Source organism: Saccharothrix sp. CB00851, assembly GCF_001905065.1.
GTDB lineage: Bacteria > Actinomycetota > Actinomycetes > Mycobacteriales > Pseudonocardiaceae > Actinosynnema.
The window spans coordinates 71,569-95,264 of record NZ_LWLC01000033.1; the positions used below are offsets into that span (position 1 = coordinate 71,569).

Genomic DNA, 23,696 nt, shown 5'->3' on the forward strand with positions numbered 1-23,696 from the left:
CCGCACCCTAGACCGGGACACCACGCCTCGGCACCTGCAATCCGGCGGCCCGGTGGTCAGGCGTCGGGGAACATCCGCGCCATGCCCGGTGGCGGGGTGAACGGACGCCAGCGGTGGTGGCGTTGGGACAGGCGGTCGGCGATCAGCCAGAGGACGGTGGCGTTGTAGCCGTAGCCCAGGTGGCTGGAGTTGACCGCGACGTTCTGCTGGCGAGCGCCGGGCGTGGAGATGCAGGTCTGCCAGGCCACGATGCCGTCCGACTTCGAGTAGACCGACGTCGACGGCACCGGGAACGGCGGGCGGGTGTGCTCCGGCGGTGGCAGGTCCGCGCCGGAGACGTAGAACCTGGCCAGCAGCCGGTACACCGGGTTGACCCTGGTCTGGCGCAGGTCGGTCATGGCGTACGGGCTGCCCAGGGTGATCACCTGGCGCACCGTGCCGGGGTGTTCGCGCGCCAGTTCACGGGCGAAGATGCCGCCCAGCGACCAGCCGACGATGCTCACCTTGCCGCCGACGGCCAGTTCCCGCAGCAACTCCCGCATACCGCGCACGACCCCGACCGACGGGCCGATGTTCAGGCCCAGGCCCCAGCCGTGCACGTCGTATCCCAGGCCGGTGAGGAACTTGCGCAGTGTCGCGGTCGAGGCGTCCGTCGCGCCGAGGCCAGGCAACACCAGGACGGTGTGCCCATCGCCGCTCGGGGCCGCCCGCAGCAGGGAACGCGTGGCCGCGAACTGGCCGAGGCCGACGGCGGTGCGGGTCGGTTCGGTCAGGTACCAGAGCAGGCCGGGCGCCGGGCCGGACTCCGCCACTGTTGCGACCGCCGCCTCAACCCCAGGCTCCGCCACCGGTGCGGCCACTGCGTCGATCTCGGGCTCGACCACCGATCCGCCGACCGGCCCGACGCCGGGCTCAACCACCGCTGCGGCCACCGGGCCGACGCCAGGCTCGGCTGTCGGCTCCTCGCGCAGGTCTGGGTGGTCCGGTAAGCCGCGCAGGTCAGGGTGGTCGGATGGGATGTGCGGCAGTGCTGACATGGCCCCTCCCCCGCTCCGCGTCGAGCGCGAACCCCAGGTAACCATGATGTTTTGTGCCGGTTGATTGCGCCAGTACCGGCGAGTCTCGATTCTTGCGCGGTGCCGCACCAGAGCTGCTGCCGAGCTGCTCTGGACCGCTGGGACGGCACCGGCCTACGGTCGGTCGATGGATCGGATGAGCGCCGTGGACGCGAGCTTCTTCTTCATCGAGGACGAGAACGTGCGCATGCACGTCGGGTCCGTGCTGGTGTTCGAAGGTCCGGCGCCGTCGTACGGCGACGTGGTGCGGTTGTTCGCGGCCAAGCTGGACACCGTGCCGCGCTACCGGCAGCGGGTGAGGGCACTCCCGCTGCACATCGGCCGCCCGGTGTGGGTGGACGACGAGCACTTCCAGATCCTGTACCACGTCCGGCACACCGCCGTGCCGTCACCGGGCGCGGACGACCAGCTCCGCAACCTCGCCGGACGGCTCTTCGCGCAACGCCTCGACCTGGCCAAGCCGTTGTGGGAGGTCTGGTTGGTCGAGGGCCTCGAAGACGGCCGCTGGGCGATCATCTCCAAGGTCCACCACTGCCTGATCGACGGCATCGCGGGCAGTGACCTCATGCAGGTGCTGCTGGACTGGCGCGAGGACGCGCCACTGCCCGAGCCGGTGCGGTGGCGGCCCGCCACCAGCCCGTCGACCTTGGACCTCGTCGCGGACGGCGTGCGTGACGCGGTGTTGACGCCGGTCACGCACCTGGCCAAGTTCCCGGCGTTGGCCAAGCGGTTGCGCAGCGGCACGGAGGTGCTCGACTTCGGCCGCGCGGTGCTGCGCAGCCTGCCGACCACCGCCCGACGCCTCGCCGCCGGCACCCCGAAGACCTTGAACGGGCCGATCGGACCACACCGGCGGTGGGTGTGGGCACGGGCGGACCTCGCCGAGATCAAAACCGTTCGCCGGGTCACCGGTGGCACGGTGAACGACGTCATCCTCGCGGCGGTGACGCGCGGATTCCGCGACCTGCTCGCCAAGCGCGACGACCTGGCCGAGGGCCAGGTGGTGCGCAGCATGGTGCCGGTGTCGATGCGCTCCTCCGCCGAGCGCGGTGTGCTGAACAACCGGGTCAGTGCCGTGTTGGTGAACCTCCCTGTCAGTGAGTCGGATCCGTTGGAGCGACTGGCGTCGATCCGGGAACAGATGGACGACCTCAAGAGCAGCCGTCAGGCAGCGGGCGCGGACGTGCTCACGAACCTCTCCAACTTCGCCGCTCCCACCCTGCTGGCGTTGGGTTCACGCACCGCCATGCGGTTCCCCCAGCAGCTGTTGCAGACGGTCACGACGAACGTCCCTGGTCCCCGCATCCCGTTGTTCATGCTGGGCAGGCGGCTGTCCGAGATCTACCCGTACGTGCCGATCGCCAGCACCATGCGCGTCAGTGTCGGCATCTTCTCCTATCTCGATCAGATCACCTTCGGTATCAACGCGGACTTCGACGGCGTGCCGGACGTCCAAGTGCTCGCCGACGGCATCCGCGCGGGCTTCGACGAACTGATCACCTCGACCGCGGGCTGAGCGGATCGGCCGCCACCGCGCCCGCCAACTCGACCGCCTCCGCCGCCGCCTCGCTGATCTTGGTCAGCGCCTTGGGATCCACGTACAGCTCCACGTCCTGACCGATCTTGAACACCACCGCACCACCTCCCGGTTCCACCTCATAGTTGATCCACACATCCCCCGGAACCTGCGCCCACAGGTGAACCTGCGCCCGACCCATCGATCCTCCGATCTCCGCCTCTGTTATGATCGTGCCGAGGAAAGCTAATATTAGCAAGTAGCACAATTCGATCGGGTGAATGATCATGGCAATGTCGCCGTCTGTGGCTGCCTGGGAACTCGGCTTGCGCCTGCGGGAGCGCCGGGAACTGATGGATGTCACCGCCGTGTCGGCCGGGAAGGCGATCGGCACCAGCCAGTCCTACATCTCGGGCATCGAGAACGGGAAGCTCAAGATCAACGCCCGCAAGCTGGCCGAACTCGCCGCCGTGCTGGAGTTCGACGAGGCGGAACTCGAGGAACTGCAAGAGCTTCGTGAGGCGGCGGGCAAGCGTGCCTGGTGGAGCCCTTATTCAGCCATGTTCAGCTCGGACGTGCTGCGGTACTTCGGCTTCGAACACGGCGCCGAGGGCATCCGCGCCTACAACGCGGGCCTGATCAGCGGCCTGTTGCAGACCGAGTCCTACGCGTTGGCGGTCATGCGCGGAGGCGGGCCGAGCATCCGACTGGCCGAGGCCAACCGCCGCGTCGAGGTGCGCATGAAGCGCCAGGAAAGGCTCGATGACAAGGAAGACCCGCTCCGACTGACCGCGCTCATCACCGAGTCCGCGCTGAGGCAGCAGGTCGGCGGGCGCGAGGTGATGGTCGGGCAGTTGCGGCACCTGGTGAGCAGGATCGAGCAACTGCCGGACACCCTCGACGTGCGGATCATCCCGTTCTCCGCCGACTACTACAACGCTCTCGGCGGTTCGAGCTTCTACATCTTCGGCTTCGCCAGCAGCCGACTGCCCGAACTCGTCTGGCAGGAAACGATCACGTCGACGGATCTGATTGATCAACCGATGCGGATGCGCGAGTACAATCTGGCTCATGACCAGGCCTTGGGATACGCCCTCGGCCGGACCGAATCGCTTGGTCTGATCGATCAGATCCGCAGGGAGCTTGAGTGAGGGAAGGCACCGGCTGGTTCAAGTCGAGCCGCAGCGCGGACAACCCCGCGTGCGTCGAGGTCAGGTTCGTGCCCGGTGCGATCGACGTCCGCGACTCGAAGCAGCCCACCGGACCGGTGCTGTCGTTCTCGCGCGGGGCCTGGGCGAAGTTCGTCAAGCCTGGGTCGCCAGCCAGCCCTTGATCCGCTCGGCCACCAGCTCCGGCACCTCCAACTGCGGCACGTGGCCGACGCCTTCCAGGACCTCGAAGCGCCATGACGGGTTCCGCCGGGCGGCTTCGCGGGCGGAGGCCACCGGAACCAATCGGTCCTGGTCGCCGGACATCAGGTACACCGGTACGCGCACCCGGCTCATCGCCGTGTAGTAACGACGGCTGGTCGCGCCCGTCCACACGACCGACCGCGCCGCGGCCAGGAACGCCTCGTCCAGGCCCGGGATCTCGGCGCGCTGCTCCAGCAACGACATCGACGCGAGGATCATCTCCTCGGGCACGAGCTTCGCGTTCGCGCACACCAGGTTCAGCACCCGCTTCACCTGCCGTCGCGTCGACACCCCGGCCCGCGACTTCGCCAGGAACCACTGGCCCAGCCCCGGCACGGCGTACATCGCGAACGCCGCCGTCACCCGCGGGTCCAGCCGGACGCCGAACGGCAGCGGCACGGCCGGGTCCAGCAGGGCCAGCGCGGTCACCGTCGCGGGACGGCGGGCGGCGTGCAGGATGGCGATCATCCCGCCCATCGAGTTGCCGACGAGCACCACCGGCTCACCGACCACCTCGGCGAGGAACCGTTCCAGCAGCCGCGCGTTGGCGGGCACCGTCGTGGCACGTCCCTCGGGGTGGGTGAGCCCGAACCCGGCCAGGTCGACGGCCAGCACGCGGTACCGGTCGACCAGGTGCGGCGCGAGCAGGCACCAGTTCAGGTGCGAGCCGCCCAGGCCGTGCACGAGCACCATCGGTGGACCGTCGCCGCCGAAGTCGACGTAGTGCACCGGAGCGCCGTCGAGGTCGACGTGCCGGCTCGTCCCGCCCCAGTGGTCGAGTGTGGTCATACCGGTCAGTATGTCCCGGCCGCGTCGCCGTCCGGACAGGGGCCCGGAGCACCTAATGTGGTGAACATGATCGTGTGGATCAACGGCGCGTTCGGCGCGGGCAAGACGACGTTGGCCGAGGAACTGGGTCGGCGGCTGCCGGACGCCCTGTCGTTCGACCCGGAGCACGTCGGTTTCCTGCTCCGCTTCTCCGCGCCGCCGCCGGAGACCGGCGACTTCCAGGACATCCCGCTGTGGCGGAAGCTGACCGCCGAACTCGCGATCGGCCTGCACCGCGACTACGGACGGCACGTCATCACGCCCATGACCCTGGTCGAGACGGCCTACCGGGAGGAGGTGTTCAAGCTCCTCGCCGCCGCGGACGTCCCCCTGCTGCACGTCTTCCTCGACGTGCCGCCCGACGAGCTGCGCCGCCGCATCAACGCCCAGGTCCTGGACCCGCACAACGCCCAGGCCGACGCCGACGCCCGCGCCTTCCGCCTGCGCAACGTCGACCGCTGCGTCGCCGCACGGGACACCCTGCCCGCGGACGCGCTGGTCCTCCGGGGCGACCTGCACACCCCGGAGCAACTGGCGGACCAGGTCCTGGCCGCGCTCTGAACCGACGGCGGTCCGGCCGTGACGCGGCGGCGGTCAGGGGGCCGAGCGGTGCGGTCCTCGGCGGCGGACGGTGGTGTGGGTGAAGTACCTGCCGGGCGACGAGTGACACCACCCTGGTGTGACGGGTTGATCCGGTCGGAGCAGCGCTTCGGCGGGCCGACCCGGTCGGGGTGCCCGAACGTGGCCCGGCGGGCAGGGCACAATGGCTCGCTGTGACCACAGCCATTCACCAGAGGATCGCCGAGGAGCTCGGGGTGCGGGCCGGGCAGGTCAGCGCCGCCGTCGACCTGCTCGACGGTGGTTCCACCGTTCCCTTCATCGCCCGCTACCGCAAGGAAGCGACCGGCGCGCTCGACGACGCCCAGCTCCGCACCCTGGAGGAGCGCCTGGGCTACCTGCGTGAGCTGGAGGAACGCCGGGCGGCTGTGCTGGAGTCCATCCGGTCGCAGGGCAAGCTGGACGACGCGCTGGAGGCCTCGATCCTGGCCGCCGACTCCAAGGCCCGGCTGGAGGACCTCTACCTGCCGTTCAAGCCGAAGCGGCGGACCAAGGCGCAGATCGCCCGCGAGCAGGGCCTGGAACCGCTCGCCGACGGCCTGCTGGCCGACCCGACGCAGGACCCGCAGGAGGTGGCGAAGGCGTACGTGACCGAGGAGGTCGCCGACGTCGCCGCCGCGTTGCAGGGCGCGCGGGCCATCCTGGTCGAGCGGTTCGGCGAGGACGGTGACCTCATCGGCGAGCTGCGCGAACGCATGTGGACCCGCGGCCGGCTCGCATCCAAGGTCCGGGAGGGCAAGGAGGGGGACGGCGCGAAGTTCGCCGACTACTTCGACTTCTCCGAGCCGTTCACCAAGCTGCCCTCGCACCGCATCCTCGCTCTGCTGCGCGGCGAGAAGGAAGAGGTGCTGGAACTCCAGTTCGACCCGGCCGACGAGGACGAGCCCACCGGCTACGAGGCGCGGATCGCGTCCCGGTTCGGGGTCGACAACCAGGGCCGACCGGCCGACCGCTGGCTGGGCGACACGGTCCGCTGGGCGTGGCGGACCCGGATCCTGGTGCACCTGGGCATCGACCTGCGGTCGCGGCTGCGGGCGTTCGCCGAGGACGAGGCCGTGAAGGTGTTCGCGTCGAACCTGCGCGACCTGCTGCTGGCCGCGCCCGCCGGCACCCGGGCCACGATGGGCCTGGACCCCGGTTTCCGCACCGGCGTGAAGGTGGCCGTGGTCGACGCGACCGGCAAGGTCGTCGACACCGACGTGATCTACCCCCACGTGCCCGCGAACCGGTGGGACGAGTCGATCGCCAAGCTGGCCGTGCTGGCGAAGAAGCACTCGGTCGAGCTGATCGCCATCGGCAACGGCACCGCGTCGCGGGAGACCGACAAGCTGGCCGGCGACCTGCTCAAGCGGCACCCCGAGCTGAAGCTGACCAAGGCCGTGGTGTCGGAGGCGGGCGCGTCGGTGTACTCGGCGTCGGCGTTCGCGTCGGCCGAGCTGCCCGGCATGGACGTGTCGCTGCGCGGCGCGGTGTCCATCGCCCGCCGGTTGCAGGACCCGCTGGCCGAGCTGGTGAAGATCGACCCCAAGTCGATCGGCGTCGGCCAGTACCAGCACGACCTGTCCGAGTCGAAGCTGTCGAAGTCGCTGGACGCGGTGGTCGAGGACTGCGTGAACGCCGTCGGCGTCGACCTGAACACGGCGTCCGCGCCGCTGCTGACCAGGGTCTCCGGCATCACGGCCGGGTTGGCCGAGAACATCGTGCAGCACCGCGACAGCAACGGCCCGTTCCGCTCGCGGCGGGCGTTGAAGGACGTGGCCCGGCTGGGTCCGAAGGCGTTCGAGCAGTGCGCGGGCTTCCTGCGCATCCCGAACGGCGACGACCCGCTGGACGCCTCCGCCGTGCACCCCGAGGCGTACCCGGTGGTGCGCCGGATGCAGCAGCGCGCGGGTTCGGAGCAGCTGATCGGCAACACGGCGGTGCTGAAGTCGTTGCGGCCGGACGACTTCGTGGACGACACGTTCGGCCTGCCGACCGTCACCGACATCCTGCGAGAGCTGGAGAAGCCGGGGCGCGACCCGCGGCCCGCGTTCAAGACCGCCGCGTTCGCCGACGGGGTGGAGAAGATCGCCGACCTCAAGCCCGGCATGGTGCTGGAGGGCGTGGTGACGAACGTGGCCGCGTTCGGCGCGTTCGTGGACGTCGGCGTGCACCAGGACGGTCTGGTGCACATCTCGGCGCTGTCCAACACCTACGTCAAGGACCCGCGGGACGTGGTGAAGTCCGGTGACGTGGTGCGGGTGAAGGTGCTGGAGGTCGACATCCCGCGCAAGCGGATCGGGTTGACGCTGCGGCTGGAGGACGAGCCGGGCCGCAAGCCGCCGCGGGAGCAGCAGCGTGACGGTCAGCGCGGGCAGCGCGGTGGCGGCGGCAAGCCGCGTCAGCAGGAGCGCCCGCCGGCGAACGGCGCGATGGCCGAGGCGTTGCGGCGCGCGGGGCTTGGCGGGGGCCGGTAGGGGTACCCGGCGGCCATGAGGGTCGTCGTCACGGGTGCCAGCGGCAACGTGGGGACGGCCCTGCGCCGGGTGCTCGCGGACGCGGGCGACTCGGTGGTCGGCATCGCCCGGCGGATTCCCGTGCGTTCACCTGGGTGGGTGACGTGCGATGTGGGTGCGCCGGCCGCCGAGGTGGTGTTGAGCAGGGCGTTCGCCGGTGCGGACGCGGTGGTGCACCTGGCGTGGGCGGTGCAGCCCACGCCGGGTGAGCCCGACATGCGGCGGACCAACATCACCGGTAGCGCTCACGTGCTGCGTGCGGCGGAACGTGCCGGTGTGCCGCACGTCGTGGTGACGTCGTCGGTGGCGGCGTACACGCCCTCGTCCGGTCCGGTGGACGAGGAGTGGCCGTGCGGCGGGGTACCTGGCAGTGCATACAGCATGCAGAAGGCCGAGCTGGAGCGGATGCTCGCCGGTCGGGCCGGGGTGGCGGTGGTGCGGCCGTGCGCGATCGTGCAGCCGGACGCCGGTGGCGAGCTCGCCCGGTGGGTGCTGAGCCCGTTGCTGCCCGCCGGGATGCTGGGCCGGCGGTGGCTGCCGATGCCGCTGTGGCCCGGGTTGCGGGCTCAGGTCGTGCACGCCGAGGACGTGGCACGGGCGATCCGGGTCGTCCTGGCGCACCGGGCGGAGGGCGCGTTCAACGTGGCGGCCGACCCACCGTTGAGCACGCGTGAATTGGCGTCGACGCTCGGTGGGTTCCTGCTGCCGGTGCCGTTGGCGGTGCTGCGCGCGGCGGCTTGGCCGACGTGGCGGCTGGGCGTGCAGCCCGTGCACCCCGGCTGGTTGCGGTTGGCGGATCAAGCGTCCCTGGTGGACTGCACGCGGGTGCGGGCGTTGGGCTGGGAACCGCGGCACGCGCCGCGGGAGGCGTTGGCGGAGTTCGTGGCGGCGGTCGCGGAGGGGCGCGGGACGTGGGGGCCGCTCGCGCCGCGCCACGTGGGACGGTGGCACCGGTTGGGGTTCGGTCGGCCGGTGCATCAGAGCCAGGGAGACGTGCGTTGAGCGAAGTCGTGGACGCGGTGGTCATCGGATCCGGCCCGAACGGGCTGGTGGCGGCGAACCTGCTGGCCGACGCCGGGTGGGACGTGCTGGTGCTGGAAGCCGCCGAGGAGCCCGGTGGGGCGGTGCGCACGGCCGAGTTGACCGAACCCGGGTTCCGGCACGACCTGTTCAGCGCGTTCTACCCGCTGGGCGCGGCGTCGCCGGTGATCTCCGGGTTGGGCCTGGAGCGGCACGGGTTGCGGTGGCGGTGGGCGCCGGAGGTGCTGGCGCACGTGCTGCCGGACGACCGGGCGGTGGTGCTGTCGCGGGACGTGGATCGGACGGCGGCGTCGGTGGAGGCGTTCGGCGCGGGTGACGGTGACGCGTGGCGGGCGGAGTTCGCGTTGTGGCAGCGGGTCCGGTCAAAGTTGGTCGAGGCGTTGATGCGGCCGTTCCCGCCGGTGCGGGCCGGGGTCGGGTTGGCGGGCTCGTTGGGGCCGGGTGGGGCGTTGCGGTTCGCGCGGTCCTTCCTGCAGTCGGTTCGGGCGTTCGGAGACGAGCGGTTCACGGGTGAGGGTGCGTCGTTGTTGTTGGCGGGCAATGCGATGCACACGGACCTGGGGCCGGATCAGGCGGGTGGGGCGGCGTTCGGGTGGTTGCTGTCGATGCTCGGGCAGGACGTGGGGTACCCGGTGCCGGAGGGCGGTGCCGGTGCGTTGACGCGGGCGATGGTGCGGCGGCTCGGTGGTGTGGTGCGGTGCGGTCGGGCGGTGGAGCGGGTGGTGGTGGCCGGTGGGCGTGCGCTGGGGGTGCGTGACGCGGGGGGCGGGTACGTGCGGGCGCGGAAGGCGGTGCTGGCGGACGTGCCCGCGCCGGTGCTGTACCTGGGGTTGGTGGGGTCGGAGCACCTGCCGGCGCGGTTGGTGTCGGACCTGGCGTCGTTCGAGTGGGACGACGCGACGATCAAGGTGGACTGGGCGTTGAACGGGCCGGTGCCGTGGACGGCGTCGGAGGTGCGCGGGGCGGGGACCGTCCACTTGGGAGGCGACTTCAACGGGTTGGCCATGTCGAGCACGGAGATCGCTTGCGGGCGGGTGCCGCGCACGCCGTTCGTGATCATGGGGCAGATGACGACGACCGACCCGACGCGGTCACCGGCGGGTACGGAGACGGCGTGGGCGTACACGCACGTGCCGCGGGGTGAGCGGTGGCCGTCGGATCGGCTGCGTCGCCGTGCCGACCGGGTGGAGCAGCTGATCGAGCAGCACGCGCCGGGGTTCCGCGACCTGATCCGTGCCCGCGTCGTGCACGGCCCGGAGGACCTGGAAACCCGCAACCGCGGCCTGGTGGGCGGTTCGATCAACTCCGGGACCGCGGCCATCCACCAACAGCTGGTCTTCCGCCCGGTGCCGGGCCTGGGCCGGGCCGACACCCCGATCGACCGCCTCTACCTGACCTCCGCGTCCGCTCACCCGGGTGGCGGCGTCCACGGCGCTCCCGGCGCCAACGCCGCCCGCGCCGCCCTGACCCGCAACAACCTGGCCGGCGACGCTTACCACCTCCTCCTCCGCACCCTCCACCAAGCCCTCTACTAACCCGCGTGTCCTACGTTCGGAACGCGCGTGTCCTACGTTGCGAACACCCATGTTGCACGCTCAGAACAACCGGAGCCGCCGCTGTCCGCGCGGTCGGGCGTTCTGAGCGTTCAACATGGGTGTTCTGGAGGTAGGACACGGGTGTTCTGGAGGTAGGACACGCGCGTTCGGAACGTAGGACACGCGCGGGGTCAGGGGGTGTGTTTGCGGGTGGATCGGTCGGCGAGGCGGGCCAGGGTTTCGCGGTTGCGGGGGATCAGGAAGAGGGACTGGGCCGGGGTGGGGAGCAGGGAGAGGGGGCCCTTGATCGCCTCCTCCGCCATGGTGACCTCGCAGCCCTCGGAGGCGGGGGCGAGGGTGAAGCGGATGCGTGCGGCGCCCAGCGGCCACAGGCGGGCCTCCAGTTCGAGCATCCGGGGTGGGTCGACGTCCAGCACCGTGGTCACATCCTGCACGGCGACCGGCCACGCGCCGACGCTGTGGTGGATCCGCGTACCGGTACCCGGCCACCCGGCGTCGACCTCCCGGATGTGCGCGGCACCCACGACCCAGCCCGCGTAGGACCAGCCGTCGGCCAGCACCGCGAACACCTGCTCCACCGACGCCGGCACCACCAAGCGCACCTCGATCATGCGCCTCGGATTCCCCGCGTGAACCGGCGGAAACTACTTGGCGCGGGTGCCCTTGAGCTTGACCAGCTCGGACTCGAACAGGCTGGCGACCACGGCCAGCCCGCCGGGTGTCGCCGGGTCCAGCCGCGACAGGTACGACTTCGTCGAGGACGGCCGGCCCACCAGCGAGAACCGCAGGTCGCCGGTCAGGCCGTGCGTCTCGACCTTGTTGGTGTCCTGGAACGCCCGCAGCACACCGTCCCGGGTCAGGTCGCGGGCGGCGCAAGCCTTCTCCAGGATCGCCGCGAACGCCGTCGCGACCACGTAGCCGTGGTCCACCGACGCGTTCGGGTCCAGCTCCGGGAACTCGCGCTTGAACGCCTCCGCCACCGCGCGGGGCCCGGGCAGGTCCGTGGCGAACGGCGAGATCGGCGACACCACCTGCACCCGCTTCACCGCCGCGGCGGCCGCGGGCGAGTCGAGGATCTGCGGGTCGTAGCCGGGCACGCTGACCAGGAACGGCGCCTCCCAGCCCAGCCGCTCGGCGGTCACCGCGGCGGTCGCCGTCTGCTGCGGCGACGTGCTCAGCACGACCGCCTTCACCCCTGCCGCACGCAGCTCCGCCACCTGCGGCGCCACGTCCGAGGTCTCCTGGACGGGCTTGGTGACCAGCTTCAGGCCCCACCGCTCGGCGACGAACGTGCTGCCTTCGAGGGCGTTGCGCCCGTAGTCGCTGTCGACGTAGACGTGCCCGACCGCGTCACCGTCACCGATCAGTCCGCTGCGCTTGAAGTGGTCCAGCCCGTTGATCAGGTCGAGGTCGTACGTCGTGCCGACGACCATCATGTGCGGGTTGCCCAGCAGGGTCGCCGACCACGAGGCGGGCGCGGCGATGGCGCGGGTCTGCATCAGGTCTGGCTCGATGGCGTCGGTCATCGGCGCGCCGGTGATGTCCATGAACCCGAGCACCTGCGGCTCCAGGTCGAAGTACGCGGTCAACGCCCGGTCGACGTCGTAGCCGTGGTCGGCCTGCTTGAGCTCGACCTTGCGACCGCAGATGCCGCCGCGTTCGTTCAGCTGGCTCAGGAACAGCTCGTAGCCCTTGATCCGGATGAGCGACGTGGCCGAGAACGGTCCCGTCATGTCGGTGAGCACGCCCAGCGAGATGGTGTCGTCGGTGACGCCCGGGCCGGTCTTGATCGGCGCCTCTTCCTCCGCGCCGCACCCGGCGAGCAGCACGGCGAGCACGGTGGATCCGATGACGAGGTTGCGTACCAACGGGACTCCCACCACTCACGTTACCGACGGGTAAGGAGTATTGACAAAAGTCACCCGAATCGCCTAATCATGTGACATACCGCACGGTCGGTGAACTTTTATGCCTCGGTTCCGTACCCGTTCGCCCCTGATTGCCACCCGATCAGCCCTATATCGTCACCGCAGGTCGAGGGGGTGCTCCGGCCGAACGATTCGGGTTCTAATACAGGGGTCCGGTCGACCTCCTCGCCCGTGCCCGGAGTGCCCATGACGCCACCGCGAACCAGCTCGCCGGTCCTGGTGGGCCGGGGCGACGAGCTGGCCGCGCTGACCGGCGCCGTGGCGTCCCAGCCGTCCGTGGTGCTGGTGGCCGGCGAGGCCGGGGTCGGCAAGAGCCGGCTGGTGCGCGAGCTGCTCGGCCGGCCCGAGCTGAGGCCGCTGCGCGTGCTCACCGGGTTCTGCCAGCCGCTGCGCGAGCCGTTCCCGTACGGCGCGGTGCTCGACGCGTTGCGCACCGTGGGCGGTTACCTGGGTCGGGTGTCACTGAGCCCGGTCGCGGGCGTGCTGAGACCGCTGCTGCCGGAACTCGCCGGGCACCTGCCCGACCCGCCCGAACGCCCCGACGACCCCCGGCACGAGCGGCACCACCTGTTCCGCGCGGTGCGCGAGCTGCTGTCCGCGCTCGGCCCGGTCCTGCTGGTGGTCGAGGACCTGCACTGGGCCGACGACGGGTGCCGCCACCTGCTGCGCTTCCTGATGGCCGACCCGCCGCCGAACCTGACCACGCTGGTCACCTACCGCCGTGAGGACGCACCGGGCGGCATGCCGCTGGGCCGTGCCTACCGCCCGCCCGCCGGGGTGGCGTCCGTGCTGGTGGAACTGGCTCCGCTGGACGTCGACCAGGTGCACGACCTCACCGCCGCGATCCTCGACGTGGATGCCGTCCCCGCCGAGTTCGCCGCCCGGCTGCACGAGCGCACGGCCGGCATCCCGTTCGTGGTCGAAGAGGTGCTGCGGGCCCTGCGCGACCCGGACTGGCGGCTGCTGGACGCGGTCGAGGTGCCCGCGCTGCTGCGGGACGCGATGGGCGAACGCCTGGCCGGGCTGCCCGCCACGGGCAGGCGCATCGCCGAGGCCGCCGCCGTGCTCGGCGTGCCCGCCACCGAAGAGCTCCTCGCCGAGGTCGGCGCCGTCGCACCCGACCGGGCCCGCGTCGCGCTCACCCACGCGCTGCACAGCGGTGTGCTGCACGAGACGGCCGACGTCCACTACGGCTTCCGCCACGCCCTCGCCCAGCAAGCCGTCTACGACACGCTCACCGGCCCCGAACGGCAACGCCTGCACCTGCGCGCGCTGCGTGCCCTCGACCACGCCACGCCACGCCCGTTCATGCAGTTGGCCGAGCACAGCCGTCGCGCCGGGCTGCGGGACGACTGGCTGCGGCACGGTGAAGCCGCCGCCGACCGGGCGTTGGAGGTCGGCGACCCGTCCACCGCCACCCACCTCTACCAGCGGTTGCTGGACGAGGCGTCGCTCACGCCCGCCGACGTGGACCGGCTCGCCGTCAAGCTCGGCCAGGTCGCCCGCGGCGGGCTCGACCAGCACGACCCCCGCGCCACGCTGGAACGGCTGCTGGACGACCACCGGCTGTCCACCGCCGCGCGCGGCCAGGTGCGGCTGAACCTCGGCTTCCTGCTGATCCGCCAGTTCGACGGCCCGCGGCACAGCCGGGTCGTCTTCGAGCACGCCATCGAGGAGCTGGCCGCGCGCCCGGACCTGGCAATGCGGGCACGGGCCGTGCTCGCCCAGCCGTTCGTCGGCGCCACGCCGCTGGCCGAGCACCTGCGGTGGCTGCACGAGGTGGAGGCGTTCATCGCGACCTGCGCGGACGACGAGGTGCGGTTCGCGCTGCTGGCCAACCAGCTCGGCTCGCGGATGAGCATCGGCGACCACACCGTGATGGCGGAACTGGACCGGTTGCCCGGCACGGCGGCCGACGTGGGTGTCCGCCGGCACCTCGCGCGGGCGCACTGCAACCTGGCCGACGCGTTCGCCCTGGTCGGCCACTTCGACCTGGCCCGCGACTTCCTCGACCGGGGGCTGCGGCTCACCGTCGGCGCGGGCGTGCCGTTCACCGAGGGCACCGGCCAGTCCACCCGCCTGCACCTGGACTGGTACCGCGGCGACTGGGGCACGCTCGCCGACCGGGCCGCGCGGCTGCTGGAGGAGTACCGGGAGATGCTGCCGGTCGCCGGGGAGATCAACCTGGTGCTGGGGTGCCTGGCGGTGGCACGGGGCGACTGGGACGCGGCCGAGCGGCACCTGGCCGACTGCGGCGTGCGGTCGGTGGAGAACTCGATCACGCCGGTCGCGCTGGGCGGGTTCGCGGCGTTGACCAGGCTGTGGTCGGAACGCGGTGACCCGGCACGGGCGTGCGCCGAGGCGGACCGGGGACTGGACCTGGCGCGGCGCAAGGGCGTGTGGGCGTGGCTGGGCGAGCTGGCGCCCGCCGCGGTGGAGGCGTTCCGCGCGGCCGGGCGGGTCGAGGACGCGGCCACGCTGGTGGAGGAGTTCGAGGCGGGGCTGGCAGGCCGGGACGCGCCGTTGGCGCACGTGGCGCTGAAGGTGTGCCGGGCGTTGGCGGCGGAGCGGGACGACGCCGCGTTCCTGCTGGAGGACGCCCGACGTGCGGCCGACGAGCTGGGGCTGCGGTACTACTCGGCGACGTTGTCGGAGCGGATCGCGCGGGTGGCGTTGGAGCGCGGGGACGACGCGGCGGTGTCCGCGCTGGGCGAGGTGGCCGCGAGGTTCGACGCGCTGGGCGCGAGCCGTGACGCGGCACGGTGCCGGCACCTGGTGCGCGGTGCGGGCGTGGCGACGCCGTCACGGCGCGGTCGGCGCGGGTACGGCAACGCGTTGTCGCCGCGGGAGCGGGACGTGGCCCGGTTGTTGGCGCGGGGCCGGACGAACCGGGAGATCGCCGAGGTGCTGTTCCTGTCGCCGCGCACGGTGGAGCAGCACGTGGCGCGGGTGCTGCGCAAGCTCGGTGCGGCGTCGCGGGTGGACCTGCTGGCGTGAGCGGTGCGGAAGCCGCGAGGACCGGCGGGTTTGCCCCCGTCGGCCCTCGCGGCACTGCTCATGACCGGTACGTGCGTCTAGAGGTACGAGCGCTGGCCCCACGGCATCGCCGCGGCGAGCTGGGCCCGCCTGCCGATGTCGAGCTTGCGGTAGATGCGGGTGATGTGGAGTTCGACGGCCCGGGTCGACACCGAGAAGTGCTCGGCGATCTGCCGGTTCGTCATCCCCTCCAACATCATCAGCGCGATCCGGTGCTCGTGCGGCGTCAACGGCTCGCGCGAGCGCGCCTCGGCGCTCTGCCCGTCGCGCGGCCGGACGATGCCCGGCACGCGCTCACCTTCCGGCACACCCAGCAGCACGTGCCACTGGCGTAAGCGCACCTCCGCGATCGACTGCGATCGCACGTACGGGTCACCACGCACCAGGTCCCGGGCCGCGGCGTCGTCCGGCACCTGCACGATGAGCAGCACGCCGGAACCATCGGCCCAGGGGCCGGTTCCGACGAGCACTCCCTGCTCGGCCAACGGACGCCAATATTCCCGGTGTGCGAGATGAATGGATCTCCGCACCTGGCGCGCATCACGAAATGTCAACTCAACGGCGAAAGCCACTGGACTGATCCCCATTTCATTCCGCGGCCGACTTTCGCCACATACTCAACTGGGGCGTTTATTCAGTGTCAAGTGAGACACATCACAACAGTGATATGGGAACCCAATGGCCCCTATAGCCGCTTTTCGAACCAGTGCTCCGCATAGCGGTCGTCGTTGAACGCGGGCACCTCACGGTAGCCGTGCCGCGCGTACAACGCCCGCGCTTCGACCAGGTCAGTACGGGTGTCGAGGCGAGTGGCCGTGGCGCCAAATGAGACGGCACCCTCTTCGACCGCGGCCAGCAACGCCGCTCCCCCGCCGGTGCCGCGCGCCGCCGGATCGACGAACATCCGCTTCATCTCCGCAGTTTCGCGGTCGACCATGCGGAACCCGACACACCCTCGCACCACGTCGTCCCGGCGACCGACGAAGAACCGCGCCAAGTCGTCGGTCGGGTCGTCCGCGATCGCCTGGTCGACCTCCGCCGGCGTGGCCGGGCGGCCGTAGTAGCGGGCGATGATGTCGGTCAAGTAGGTGCGGATCACGGCGACGGCGGTCGGGCTGTCAACCGGCTCGGGCTGAACGGTCCAGGAACTCATTGGCAGATTTTCACTCGCGCTGGGCCATTCGGACACGTGGTTTTCGGCGCTCCGGACGCGTGTAGAGTCCACGCCCGTGGCAGCGCAACAGGTCCGGCTGGAGCGGGACGCCGTCGGGCTCGCCGTGCTCACCGTGGACGCTCCCCCGCTGAACCTCTACACCGCCGAGTTGCAGGACCTGCTGGAGGCGGCGGTCGAGGACCTGGAGGAGCGGCCCGCGCGGGCACTGCTCGTCCGCTTCGAGGGCAAGGTCGTCAGCGGTGGCGTGGACGTGCGGCTGTTCGCCGAGCAGGAGACGTCGGCGCGGGCCAAGTCGCTGCTCGACACCATGCTGGAGCTGCCGGAACGGGTGGCCGCGCTGCCGTTCCCCACCGTGTTCGCCGCGCACGGGCTGTGCCTGACGTGGGCGTTCGAGGTCGCGGTGGCGTGCGACATCGTGCTGGCCGCGCGGCGGGCGACGTTCGGGCTGGTGGAGAAGGTCGTCGGGCTGACCCCGACCATGGGCGGCACGCAGCGGCTGGCCGCGAGGGCGGGCCTGGGACGGGCCAAGGAACTCGTGATGACCGGCGAGCGCTACGACGCGGCCACGCTGGAGCGGTGGGGCGTGGTCAACCGGGTGCTGCCGGACGAGGGGTTCGACGACGCGGCGCTGGAGTTCACGCTGGCGCTGGCGACCGGGCCGACGTTGGCGCACGCGGCGACCAAGCGGGTGCTGGCGCACTTCGAGAGCGGCGGCGTGGCCGAGGCGGACGAGCACGTCACGGCGATCGCGGCGGAGCTGTTCGACAGCGAGGACCTGCGTGGTGCGGTGCGGTCGTTCCTGGCCGACGGTCCGGGCAAGGCGACGTTCAGCGGTCGCTGAGGCCGTTCAGCGGTCGCTGACCGTTCGGCGGCCGGTGACCCGGTCGGTGGGCGTGGCCGCGATCCACCGGCCGCTCTCCAGGCTCGTCCGCGGCGCGCACCTCACCGGGGGTCGTAGGCGGCGGAGCCGTACCAGGCGAGGGCGGAGCGCAGCTCGACCACGTCCCGGTCGCGGCGCTTGCGGTAGCGCTCGTGCGAGATCGGGTAGACGCGCAGGCCGCCCTTGTGCCGGGTGAAGCTGCCGCGGCCCAGGGTGTCCGGGGTCTTGGCGGCGGAGACCAGCCAGACCACGAGCCACGGGCGGGCGTGGTGTGCCTCGACCTTGACGCGGGAGATCGCGTACCAGGGCAGGCGGCGGGTGTGCGTGCCGTTGGAGAGCGTGATGCCGTCGGGGCCGACGTCCAGGGTGAGCGGTGCGCGTGCGGCGCCGATCAGCAGTCGGATCGCGGCGACCGCGAACGCCAGGAACGCGATGCCCGCGGCCAGCCGCACGGCACCGGGCGCACCGGCGACGGGGTCGAGGACGGAGGCCGACACGAGGGAGGCCAGCAGGTGCGCCCCGGCCCAGCTCAGGCCCACGGCGCGGGAGGTCTTGAACCGGACGCCGGTGGGGCGGACCTCCTTGCGTTCGGGGTCGGTCCGGGCGGGGGTGCGGGTCGGCACGGGGGCTGGGGTGTGCGTCTGGGCCGGTGCGACGAGCGTCGGTGATTTGGGCGGTGGGTCTTCCACCAGCACCCGCGTCGGCGGCTTGGCGGGCAGCTTGCTCAGCTCGGTGTGCCGCTGCTCGACCATGGTGCGGACCCGGTCGGGCAGCCACGACGGTTCGGCGGACGGCGGGCCGATCGCCTCCAGCAGGCGCGCGGGCGTGGGCCGGTTCGCCGGTTCGCGGACCAGGCACGGCACGATCAGCGGAACCAGGCCCGGTGGCACCCGGGACAGGTCCGGCTCCTGGTGGACCACCCGGTAGACCAGCGCGGACGTGGCACCCTCGCCGAACGGGCCGCCGCCGGTCGCGGCGTAGACGAGCACCGAGCCGAGCGCGAACACGTCGCTCTGGGTGGTGATCTTGCCACCGACCACCTGCTCGGGTGACAGGTAGCCGGGGGTGCCGAACACGATGCCCGCTTCGGTGAGCGCGGAGTGCTCCAGGGCGCGGGCGATGCCGAAGTCGATCACGCGGGGGCCGTCGTCGGCCAGCAGCACGTTGGACGGCTTGAGGTCACGGTGCACCAGGCCCGCGCCGTGGATCGCGACCAGCGCCTCGGCCAGGCCACCGGCGAGGCGGCGCACGGCGCGTTCGGGCAGGGGGCCGTGGTCCTGGACGGCCTGTTGGAGGCTCGGGCCCGGGATGTACTCGGTGGCCATCCACGGCCGTTCGGCGTCGGGGTCGGCGTCCACGACGGTGGCGGTCCAGAAGCCGCCGACCGCGCGGGCCATCTCGACCTCGCGGCGGAAGCGCTCGCGGAACTCCGGGTTGTCGGCCAGCTCGGCGCGCGCGACCTTGACCGCGATCGGCCGCCCGCCGCGCGACCGCGCCAGGTAGACCGACCCCATCGCGCCGCGGCCGAGTGCGGCGAGCAGCGTGTAGTCGCCGATCCGCGACGGGGCGTTCGGGGGCAGTGGCTGCACGACACCCACCCTAGATGCGCCGGCCGCCCCGCTCGGGCCGGATGGCGAGGTTCGCGGCGCAGCCCACAGCCGCGCAACCTCCGGTGAGGTCACGGAGTCGAGGGTGCCTCAGGACCCGTCTGGGGTGTTCTGAGTGTTCAACTCGGGGGTCCTGAACGTAGGACACGGTCGTTCTGAACGTAGGACACGCGGGGGTCAAGAGGTGGTGAGGGAGAGGAGGGTTTCGGTGCGGGCTTGCCAGGAGTGGGGTTCCACGGAGGCGCGGAGGGCGTGCGGAGGGAGTTGGGGGCCGGTGGCCAGGGTGGTGCGGAGGGCCTCGACGAAGTCGGCGTGGGTGCGGGCGGCGCGGACGCGGTCGGTGTAGCCGGCCAGCTCGGCGAAGTCGGTGCTGACGACCGGGAGGCCCAGCGCCAGGTACTCCTTCAGCTTGATCGGGTTGGACCGCTTGATCCAGTCGTTGTCCTGCCACGGCATGATCGCCACGTCGAACGCCGAACCGTAGGCCGGGATGGTGCTGTAGGGGCGGAAACCCAGCCAGTGGACGTTGGGGTACTTGTCGAAGCGCTCCATCGGGTGGGTGGCGTCACCGATCAGCACCAGGGAGGCGTGCGGCAGCTCGGCGGCGACGCGTTCCAGCAGGTCGAAGTCGACCACGAAGTCGTCCAGGGCGCCGAAGAAGCCGATGCGCGGGCCGGGGACGGCGCGCACGTCGTCCGGCCACTCGTGCTCCGGGCGCGCGGTGAAGTGGTGGATGTCGACGCCGTGGTCGAGGAAGTGGGCGCGGTGGCCGGTGCGCGGCCGTTCCTCGTCCATCAGCGCGTGGCTGACGTAGACGACGTGGTCGGCGTTGGCCAGGAGCTCGTTCTCCAGGGCCTCGATGGACGCCCGGTCGGCCTCGGGGAAGTCGGAGTGCCGGTCCGAGCGGTTGAACACCAGGCGGTGCCGGCGCATCGGGGCGACCACGTCCCACGCGGTGGGGATCGTGACCATGATCACCGGGGTGCGCAGGCCCAGCGCGAGGGCGACCACGCGGACTTGGAGGCGGACCAGGACGGCGTTGACCTTGCGCAGGAGCGGCGAGCCGTAGAACGGCAGCGGCAGGGGTGACATCACGTAGAAGTCGGGCATCGGGCGGCGCACGAACTTGGCCACGCTGCGCAGCTTGCGCAGGATGCGCCGGGACACGTGCGTGCTGTTGCCGCGGGTCGGCATCCGCATGCCGATGCTGTTGACCACCAGCACCCGGCGGTGCGCGGACATCGACCGCATCAGCTGGAAGTCCGAGTGCGCCCGGTTGTGGTACCACCAGTCTTGAGCGGAGAAGCAGATCCAGCCCGGTCCGGGGTCTCGGTCGGGGCGGGAGGGCCAGCGGCGCCAGCGGAGCAGGTCGGCGACGGCCTTGCGGTGCTTGGTGCCGCGAGGGGCGCGAAAGAGTTCGTTCAGCAGCACGGCCCACCACATCGCGAACGCGGCCAAGCGGCCGTGGCGTTCGCGGACCATGCGGACGCGGTTGGTGGTGGCCATCGACCACAGGACGGGGGACGTCGACTGCTCGCCGCCGATGTGCACGGCGCGTGCCCGCGGTTCGTAGCGGACCGCGTAACCGCGCTTGCCCGCGCGCAGCATGTACTCGGTCTCCTCCGAGTACAGGAAGTACCGCTCCTCCAGCACACCGGTCGCCGCACGCGCCTCGCGCGAGATCAGCCACGCCGCGCCGGTCGCCCAGTCGGCGGTGCCGGCCGTTTCGTAGCGGAGGGGGTCGACGACCAGTTCGCCGAGCGACTCGGAACGTCCGGCGCGGGTGCCGCCGAGGATCGCTTCACCCAAGGCGCGCAACGGGTTCGGCGCGCGACGCAGGGAGAGCTGGGGCGCGCCGTCGAGACCGGCCAGGCGTGGCACGGCGATGCCGGTGCCGGGCATGGCGAGGGCGGCGCGCAGCAGCGTGACGGCGTCGCGGTGGAGCCGGACGTCCGGGTTGAGCACCAGCACGTCGCAGTCCGGCGCGGCGGCGAACCCGGCGTTCACACCTGCGGCGAAGCCGTCGTTGGACGTGCGGGCGACGATCTGGGCGTGAGGTGCGACGCGGGCGACGATGTCCAGCGTGGTGTCGGCGGAAGCGTTGTCCACCACGATGATCCGGCTGTCCGGAATGGACCGCAGGGCCGCGGTGACGGAGGTCAGGCACTCCTCGACGACCTCGGCGCTGTGGTAGGTCACGACGACGACGGCAAGCGGCACTTCTACTCCCCGGTCTGGGTGCCGACGCCGTCGGCGGTCGAACGGCGGAACCGGGTGCGCAGCGCGCCCCCGAGCAGGAGGAACGCGAACGGCAGGTCGTCGCGCAGGTAGCGCCTGGCCAGGCGGCGCGGTTCGAGCGCGAGGCGGTGCAGCCACTCGGCGCCCAGCTTCTGCACCACGCCGGAGGCGCGGCGGAACTCGCCCGCGGCCATCGGGATGCCCGCGCCGCAACCGAGGAACCACGCTTGGGGCAGCTGAGCGCGCAGGAGCCGGATCAGGCGTTCCTGCTTGGGGAAGCCGAGACCGACCAGGACCAGGTCCGGCTTGGCCTGAACCACCTTGGCCACGGTCTCGGCGGTGGCGTCGGCGGAGGCGTCGAACCCGAACGGCGGCGAGTCCGTGCCCGCGACGCGCAGGCCGGGGTAACGGGCGCGCAACACGTCGGCGGCCTTCTCCGGCACGCCCGGCTCGCCGCCGAGCAGGTAGATCGAGCGGTCCTCGCGCGCGGCGGCCTCGGCGAGGGTGAACACCAGCGACGAGCCGGTGACGCGTTCGGGCAGCGGAACGCCCGCGAGCCTGCCCGCCCACACCACCGGCATGCCGTCGGCGACGACGAGTTCGGACTCGGCGATCAGCGCGGCCAGCTCGGGGCGGCGGGTGGCGGCGCGCACGATGTCCACGTTGGCCGTGACGATCGCGCCGCCCTCGGCCCGTCGCCAGGCTTCGGCGACGTGATCGGCGACACCGGACTCGTGGACGGACCACACGTCGACGGCGCCCACGCGGACGCGGGGCTGCGCAATGTCCGGCATACCCGCGTCATCGGCTTCGGGGTGGTCCCCGTTACGACAGGCCCGGACGGCGGTAACGGTCACGTGCGGTGACCGATATCGGGTGCATGTACGTTGCGTCCGTCCGGCCACGGGGACGGGTCAAGGGCGAGGTTCCCGGCACGGTGGTCGCACTGGGCGCGGTGAGCCTGCTGACCGACGTGTCGGCCGAGATGGTCACCGCGTTCATGCCGGTCTACCTGCTGTTCACGCTCAACATGGGCTACGCGCAGTTCGGGCTGCTGGACGGGCTGTACACGGGTGCGACGGCGGTGTTGAGGTTGGTCGGCGGTCACCTGTCGGACCGGACGCACCGGCACAAGGCGGTCGCGGCGGTCGGTTACGGGCTGTCGGCGGTGACGAAGCTCATCTTCCCGGTGGTCGGCGCGTCGGCGTTCGGGATCGGGGCGGCGATGGCGGCGGACCGTGCGGGCAAGGGGTTGCGGACGGCGCCTCGTGACGCGTTGATCTCGTTGGCGACGCCGCCGGAGCGGTTGGGCGCGGCGTTCGGGCTGCACCGGAGCATGGACACGGTAGGTGCGCTGCTCGGGCCCTTGGTGACGTTCCTGCTGATGTACTGGGTCGGGACGGTAGCAGGACCGGTTTTCGTGGTGAGCGCGTGCTTCGCGGTGGTGGGGCTGATCGTGCTGGTGGCGTTCGTGCGGGAGGACCGCCGGTCGGTCGTGACCGGGCCGCGCCCGTCGGTGCGGGCCGGGGTGGGGTTGCTGCGGGAGGTCGGGTACCGGAGGTTGGCGGTCGGGGCGGCGGTGCTGGGGTTGGCGACGTTGTCGGACGCGTTCGTGTTCATCCTGGTGCAGAAGGCGACGAACGCGCCGCTGCACCTGTTGCCGTTGCTGCCGTTGGGGACGGCTTTGGTGTTCCTGGCCGCTGCGGCGCCGGTGGGGCGGCTGGCGGACCGGGTTGGTCGGTGGCCGGTGTTCCTCGGTGGGCATGTGTTGCTGTTGGCCGTGTACGTGCTGCTTCTCGTCGGGGGGACTGGATACGTCGGGGTCGCCGCAGCACTGATCATGCACGGCTTGTTCTATGCCGCAACGGATGGCGTGCTTTCGGCACGGGTGAGCACACTGGTGCCGGAGTCATTGCGGGCGTCCGGCTTGGCCGTGGTCCAGACGGGACAGGCAATCGCCCGCCTCATCTCGTCGGTGGCGTTCGGCCTGCTACTCCAGTTCGCCGCATTCGGAACCGCCGTCTACGCCGCCATCGGCTCGCTCGTCATAGCGGTCGCCGTCGCCTGGCGACTCAACCACATCACCAGTCCCAACAGCTGAACAACGGACCCGCAGCCCAACCGCAGAGGCCCGATTTTACATGGGGTTCGGGTGCTTTAGGCTGGTCGAAGCCGGGCAGGCTTGGCGGGCGCTTTATCCGCCAGGCCTGCCCGGCTTTGGCCTGCCTGGAGTGCCCGTAAGCTTGATCTTTAACCTGTCGCCTTGGCCTTGTGGGCTTTTTTGTACTGGT

At 71.5% G+C, this 23,696-nt stretch carries 20 protein-coding genes; 10 read left to right on the plus strand and 10 right to left on the minus strand.

Translation table 11 applies throughout. The features are described 5' to 3' along the window. Positions 1–56 precede the first annotated feature (56 nt). Positions 57–1,037 (minus strand): lipase family alpha/beta hydrolase, encoded by a 981-nt coding sequence (locus A6A25_RS28680; protein ID WP_198932896.1) that lies wholly within the window; start codon positions 1,035–1,037, stop codon positions 57–59. 166 nt (positions 1,038–1,203) lie between these two features. Here A6A25_RS28680 and A6A25_RS28685 point away from each other — a divergent pair, with 166 nt between their 5' ends. Beyond that, positions 1,204–2,592 carry a WS/DGAT/MGAT family O-acyltransferase gene (locus A6A25_RS28685; protein ID WP_073895449.1) on the plus strand — a complete coding sequence of 463 codons (1,389 nt, stop codon included), beginning with the start codon at positions 1,204–1,206 and terminating at the stop codon, positions 2,590–2,592. Here the strand turns inward: A6A25_RS28685 and A6A25_RS44295 are convergent. After that, complete coding sequence (locus tag A6A25_RS44295) at positions 2,573–2,710, minus strand: hypothetical protein (RefSeq protein ID WP_158073834.1); 138 nt, start codon at positions 2,708–2,710, stop codon at positions 2,573–2,575. The two genes, A6A25_RS28685 and A6A25_RS44295, sit on opposite strands and share 20 nt — an antisense overlap. 163 nt (positions 2,711–2,873) lie before the next feature. On the opposite strand from A6A25_RS44295, the gene A6A25_RS28690 reads away from it, so the two are divergent. Both A6A25_RS28690 and A6A25_RS28695 read left to right on the plus strand, forming a co-directional pair. Then, positions 2,874–3,743 (plus strand): helix-turn-helix domain-containing protein, encoded by an 870-nt coding sequence (locus A6A25_RS28690; RefSeq protein WP_073895451.1) that lies wholly within the window; start codon positions 2,874–2,876, stop codon positions 3,741–3,743. Then, positions 3,740–3,925, plus strand: coding sequence for a DUF397 domain-containing protein (locus A6A25_RS28695; RefSeq protein WP_073895453.1), 186 nt, complete (start codon positions 3,740–3,742; stop codon positions 3,923–3,925). Before A6A25_RS28690 ends, A6A25_RS28695 begins: the two co-directional genes overlap by 4 nt. Here A6A25_RS28695 and A6A25_RS28700 read toward each other — a convergent pair. Beyond that, positions 3,897–4,793 carry an alpha/beta fold hydrolase gene (locus tag A6A25_RS28700; protein ID WP_073895455.1) on the minus strand — a complete coding sequence of 299 codons (897 nt, stop codon included), beginning with the start codon at positions 4,791–4,793 and terminating at the stop codon, positions 3,897–3,899. The genes A6A25_RS28695 and A6A25_RS28700 overlap by 29 nt on opposite strands. 66 nt (positions 4,794–4,859) lie before the next feature. On the opposite strand from A6A25_RS28700, the gene A6A25_RS28705 reads away from it, so the two are divergent. The 4 genes from A6A25_RS28705 to A6A25_RS28720 all read left to right on the plus strand — a co-directional run bounded on the left by A6A25_RS28705 (position 4,860) and on the right by A6A25_RS28720 (position 10,521). Continuing rightward, entirely contained in the window at positions 4,860–5,393 is a 534-nt protein-coding gene (locus A6A25_RS28705; protein ID WP_073895510.1) for an AAA family ATPase, read from the plus strand. Positions 5,394–5,605: 212 nt separating this feature from the next. After that, a complete protein-coding gene (locus tag A6A25_RS28710) occupies positions 5,606–7,906 on the plus strand; it encodes a Tex family protein (protein ID WP_073895457.1) in 2,301 nt (766 codons plus the stop codon). A 15-nt stretch (positions 7,907–7,921) separates the two neighbouring features. Beyond that, entirely contained in the window at positions 7,922–8,947 is a 1,026-nt protein-coding gene (locus tag A6A25_RS28715; RefSeq protein ID WP_073895459.1) for an NAD-dependent epimerase/dehydratase family protein, read from the plus strand. Beyond that, a complete protein-coding gene (locus tag A6A25_RS28720; RefSeq protein WP_073895461.1) occupies positions 8,944–10,521 on the plus strand; it encodes a phytoene desaturase family protein in 1,578 nt (525 codons plus the stop codon). The genes A6A25_RS28715 and A6A25_RS28720 overlap by 4 nt, the downstream gene beginning before the upstream one ends. 191 nt (positions 10,522–10,712) lie before the next feature. On the opposite strand, the gene A6A25_RS28725 is transcribed toward A6A25_RS28720, so the two are convergent. Then, positions 10,713–11,153, minus strand: coding sequence for an SRPBCC family protein (locus tag A6A25_RS28725; protein WP_073895463.1), 441 nt, complete (start codon positions 11,151–11,153; stop codon positions 10,713–10,715). 33 nt (positions 11,154–11,186) lie between these two features. Then, the gene (locus A6A25_RS28730; protein WP_083668762.1) at positions 11,187–12,410 is read right to left on the minus strand and encodes an ABC transporter substrate-binding protein; all 1,224 of its coding nucleotides are present in this window, start codon (positions 12,408–12,410) and stop codon (positions 11,187–11,189) included. A 246-nt stretch (positions 12,411–12,656) separates the two neighbouring features. Here A6A25_RS28730 and A6A25_RS28735 point away from each other — a divergent pair, with 246 nt between their 5' ends. Further along, a complete protein-coding gene (locus tag A6A25_RS28735) occupies positions 12,657–15,467 on the plus strand; it encodes an ATP-binding protein (protein WP_073895465.1) in 2,811 nt (936 codons plus the stop codon). A gap of 77 nt (positions 15,468–15,544) precedes the next feature. Here A6A25_RS28735 and A6A25_RS28740 read toward each other — a convergent pair whose 3' ends face one another. After that, positions 15,545–16,093: a LuxR C-terminal-related transcriptional regulator gene (locus A6A25_RS28740; RefSeq protein WP_073895467.1), complete on the minus strand. Its 549-nt coding sequence runs from the start codon at positions 16,091–16,093 to the stop codon at positions 15,545–15,547. A gap of 98 nt (positions 16,094–16,191) precedes the next feature. Beyond that, positions 16,192–16,659 (minus strand): GNAT family N-acetyltransferase, encoded by a 468-nt coding sequence (locus A6A25_RS28745; RefSeq protein WP_073895469.1) that lies wholly within the window; start codon positions 16,657–16,659, stop codon positions 16,192–16,194. A gap of 76 nt (positions 16,660–16,735) precedes the next feature. Between A6A25_RS28745 and A6A25_RS28750 the strand changes: the two genes are divergently transcribed. Further along, on the plus strand, positions 16,736–17,521 hold the full coding sequence (locus A6A25_RS28750) for an enoyl-CoA hydratase/isomerase family protein (protein WP_073895472.1): 786 nt from the start codon (positions 16,736–16,738) through the stop codon (positions 17,519–17,521). A 101-nt stretch (positions 17,522–17,622) separates the two neighbouring features. Here A6A25_RS28750 and A6A25_RS46455 read toward each other — a convergent pair whose 3' ends face one another. The 3 genes from A6A25_RS46455 to A6A25_RS28765 form a co-directional block, all read right to left on the minus strand. Then, positions 17,623–19,149 carry a serine/threonine-protein kinase gene (locus A6A25_RS46455; protein WP_083668766.1) on the minus strand — a complete coding sequence of 509 codons (1,527 nt, stop codon included), beginning with the start codon at positions 19,147–19,149 and terminating at the stop codon, positions 17,623–17,625. Between the two features lie 195 nt (positions 19,150–19,344). After that, positions 19,345–21,387, minus strand: a complete 2,043-nt coding sequence (locus A6A25_RS28760; protein WP_073895476.1) for a glycosyltransferase — start codon at positions 21,385–21,387, stop codon at positions 19,345–19,347. Positions 21,388–21,389: 2 nt separating this feature from the next. After that, positions 21,390–22,199, minus strand: a complete 810-nt coding sequence (locus A6A25_RS28765; protein ID WP_073895478.1) for a WecB/TagA/CpsF family glycosyltransferase — start codon at positions 22,197–22,199, stop codon at positions 21,390–21,392. A gap of 86 nt (positions 22,200–22,285) precedes the next feature. On the opposite strand from A6A25_RS28765, the gene A6A25_RS28770 reads away from it, so the two are divergent. Further along, positions 22,286–23,506 (plus strand): MFS transporter, encoded by a 1,221-nt coding sequence (locus A6A25_RS28770; protein ID WP_073895480.1) that lies wholly within the window; start codon positions 22,286–22,288, stop codon positions 23,504–23,506. Positions 23,507–23,696: the final 190 nt, after the last annotated feature.

Bases quoted from the DNA above. Each gene is read 5' to 3' on its own strand.
- A6A25_RS28680 (WP_198932896.1), bottom strand. From the start codon at position 1,037: ATGTCAGCACTGCCGCACATCCCATCCGACCACCCTGACCTGCGCGGC.
- A6A25_RS28685 (WP_073895449.1), top strand. From the start codon at position 1,204: ATGGATCGGATGAGCGCCGTGGACGCGAGCTTCTTCTTCATCGAGGAC.
- A6A25_RS28690 (WP_073895451.1), top strand. From the start codon at position 2,874: ATGATCATGGCAATGTCGCCGTCTGTGGCTGCCTGGGAACTCGGCTTG.
- A6A25_RS28700 (WP_073895455.1), bottom strand. From the start codon at position 4,793: ATGACCACACTCGACCACTGGGGCGGGACGAGCCGGCACGTCGACCTC.
- A6A25_RS28705 (WP_073895510.1), top strand. From the start codon at position 4,860: ATGATCGTGTGGATCAACGGCGCGTTCGGCGCGGGCAAGACGACGTTG.
- A6A25_RS28715 (WP_073895459.1), top strand. From the start codon at position 7,922: ATGAGGGTCGTCGTCACGGGTGCCAGCGGCAACGTGGGGACGGCCCTG.
- A6A25_RS28725 (WP_073895463.1), bottom strand. From the start codon at position 11,153: ATGATCGAGGTGCGCTTGGTGGTGCCGGCGTCGGTGGAGCAGGTGTTC.
- A6A25_RS28735 (WP_073895465.1), top strand. From the start codon at position 12,657: ATGACGCCACCGCGAACCAGCTCGCCGGTCCTGGTGGGCCGGGGCGAC.
- A6A25_RS28740 (WP_073895467.1), bottom strand. From the start codon at position 16,093: ATGGGGATCAGTCCAGTGGCTTTCGCCGTTGAGTTGACATTTCGTGAT.
- A6A25_RS28745 (WP_073895469.1), bottom strand. From the start codon at position 16,659: ATGAGTTCCTGGACCGTTCAGCCCGAGCCGGTTGACAGCCCGACCGCC.
- A6A25_RS28765 (WP_073895478.1), bottom strand. From the start codon at position 22,199: ATGCCGGACATTGCGCAGCCCCGCGTCCGCGTGGGCGCCGTCGACGTG.
- A6A25_RS28770 (WP_073895480.1), top strand. From the start codon at position 22,286: ATGTACGTTGCGTCCGTCCGGCCACGGGGACGGGTCAAGGGCGAGGTT.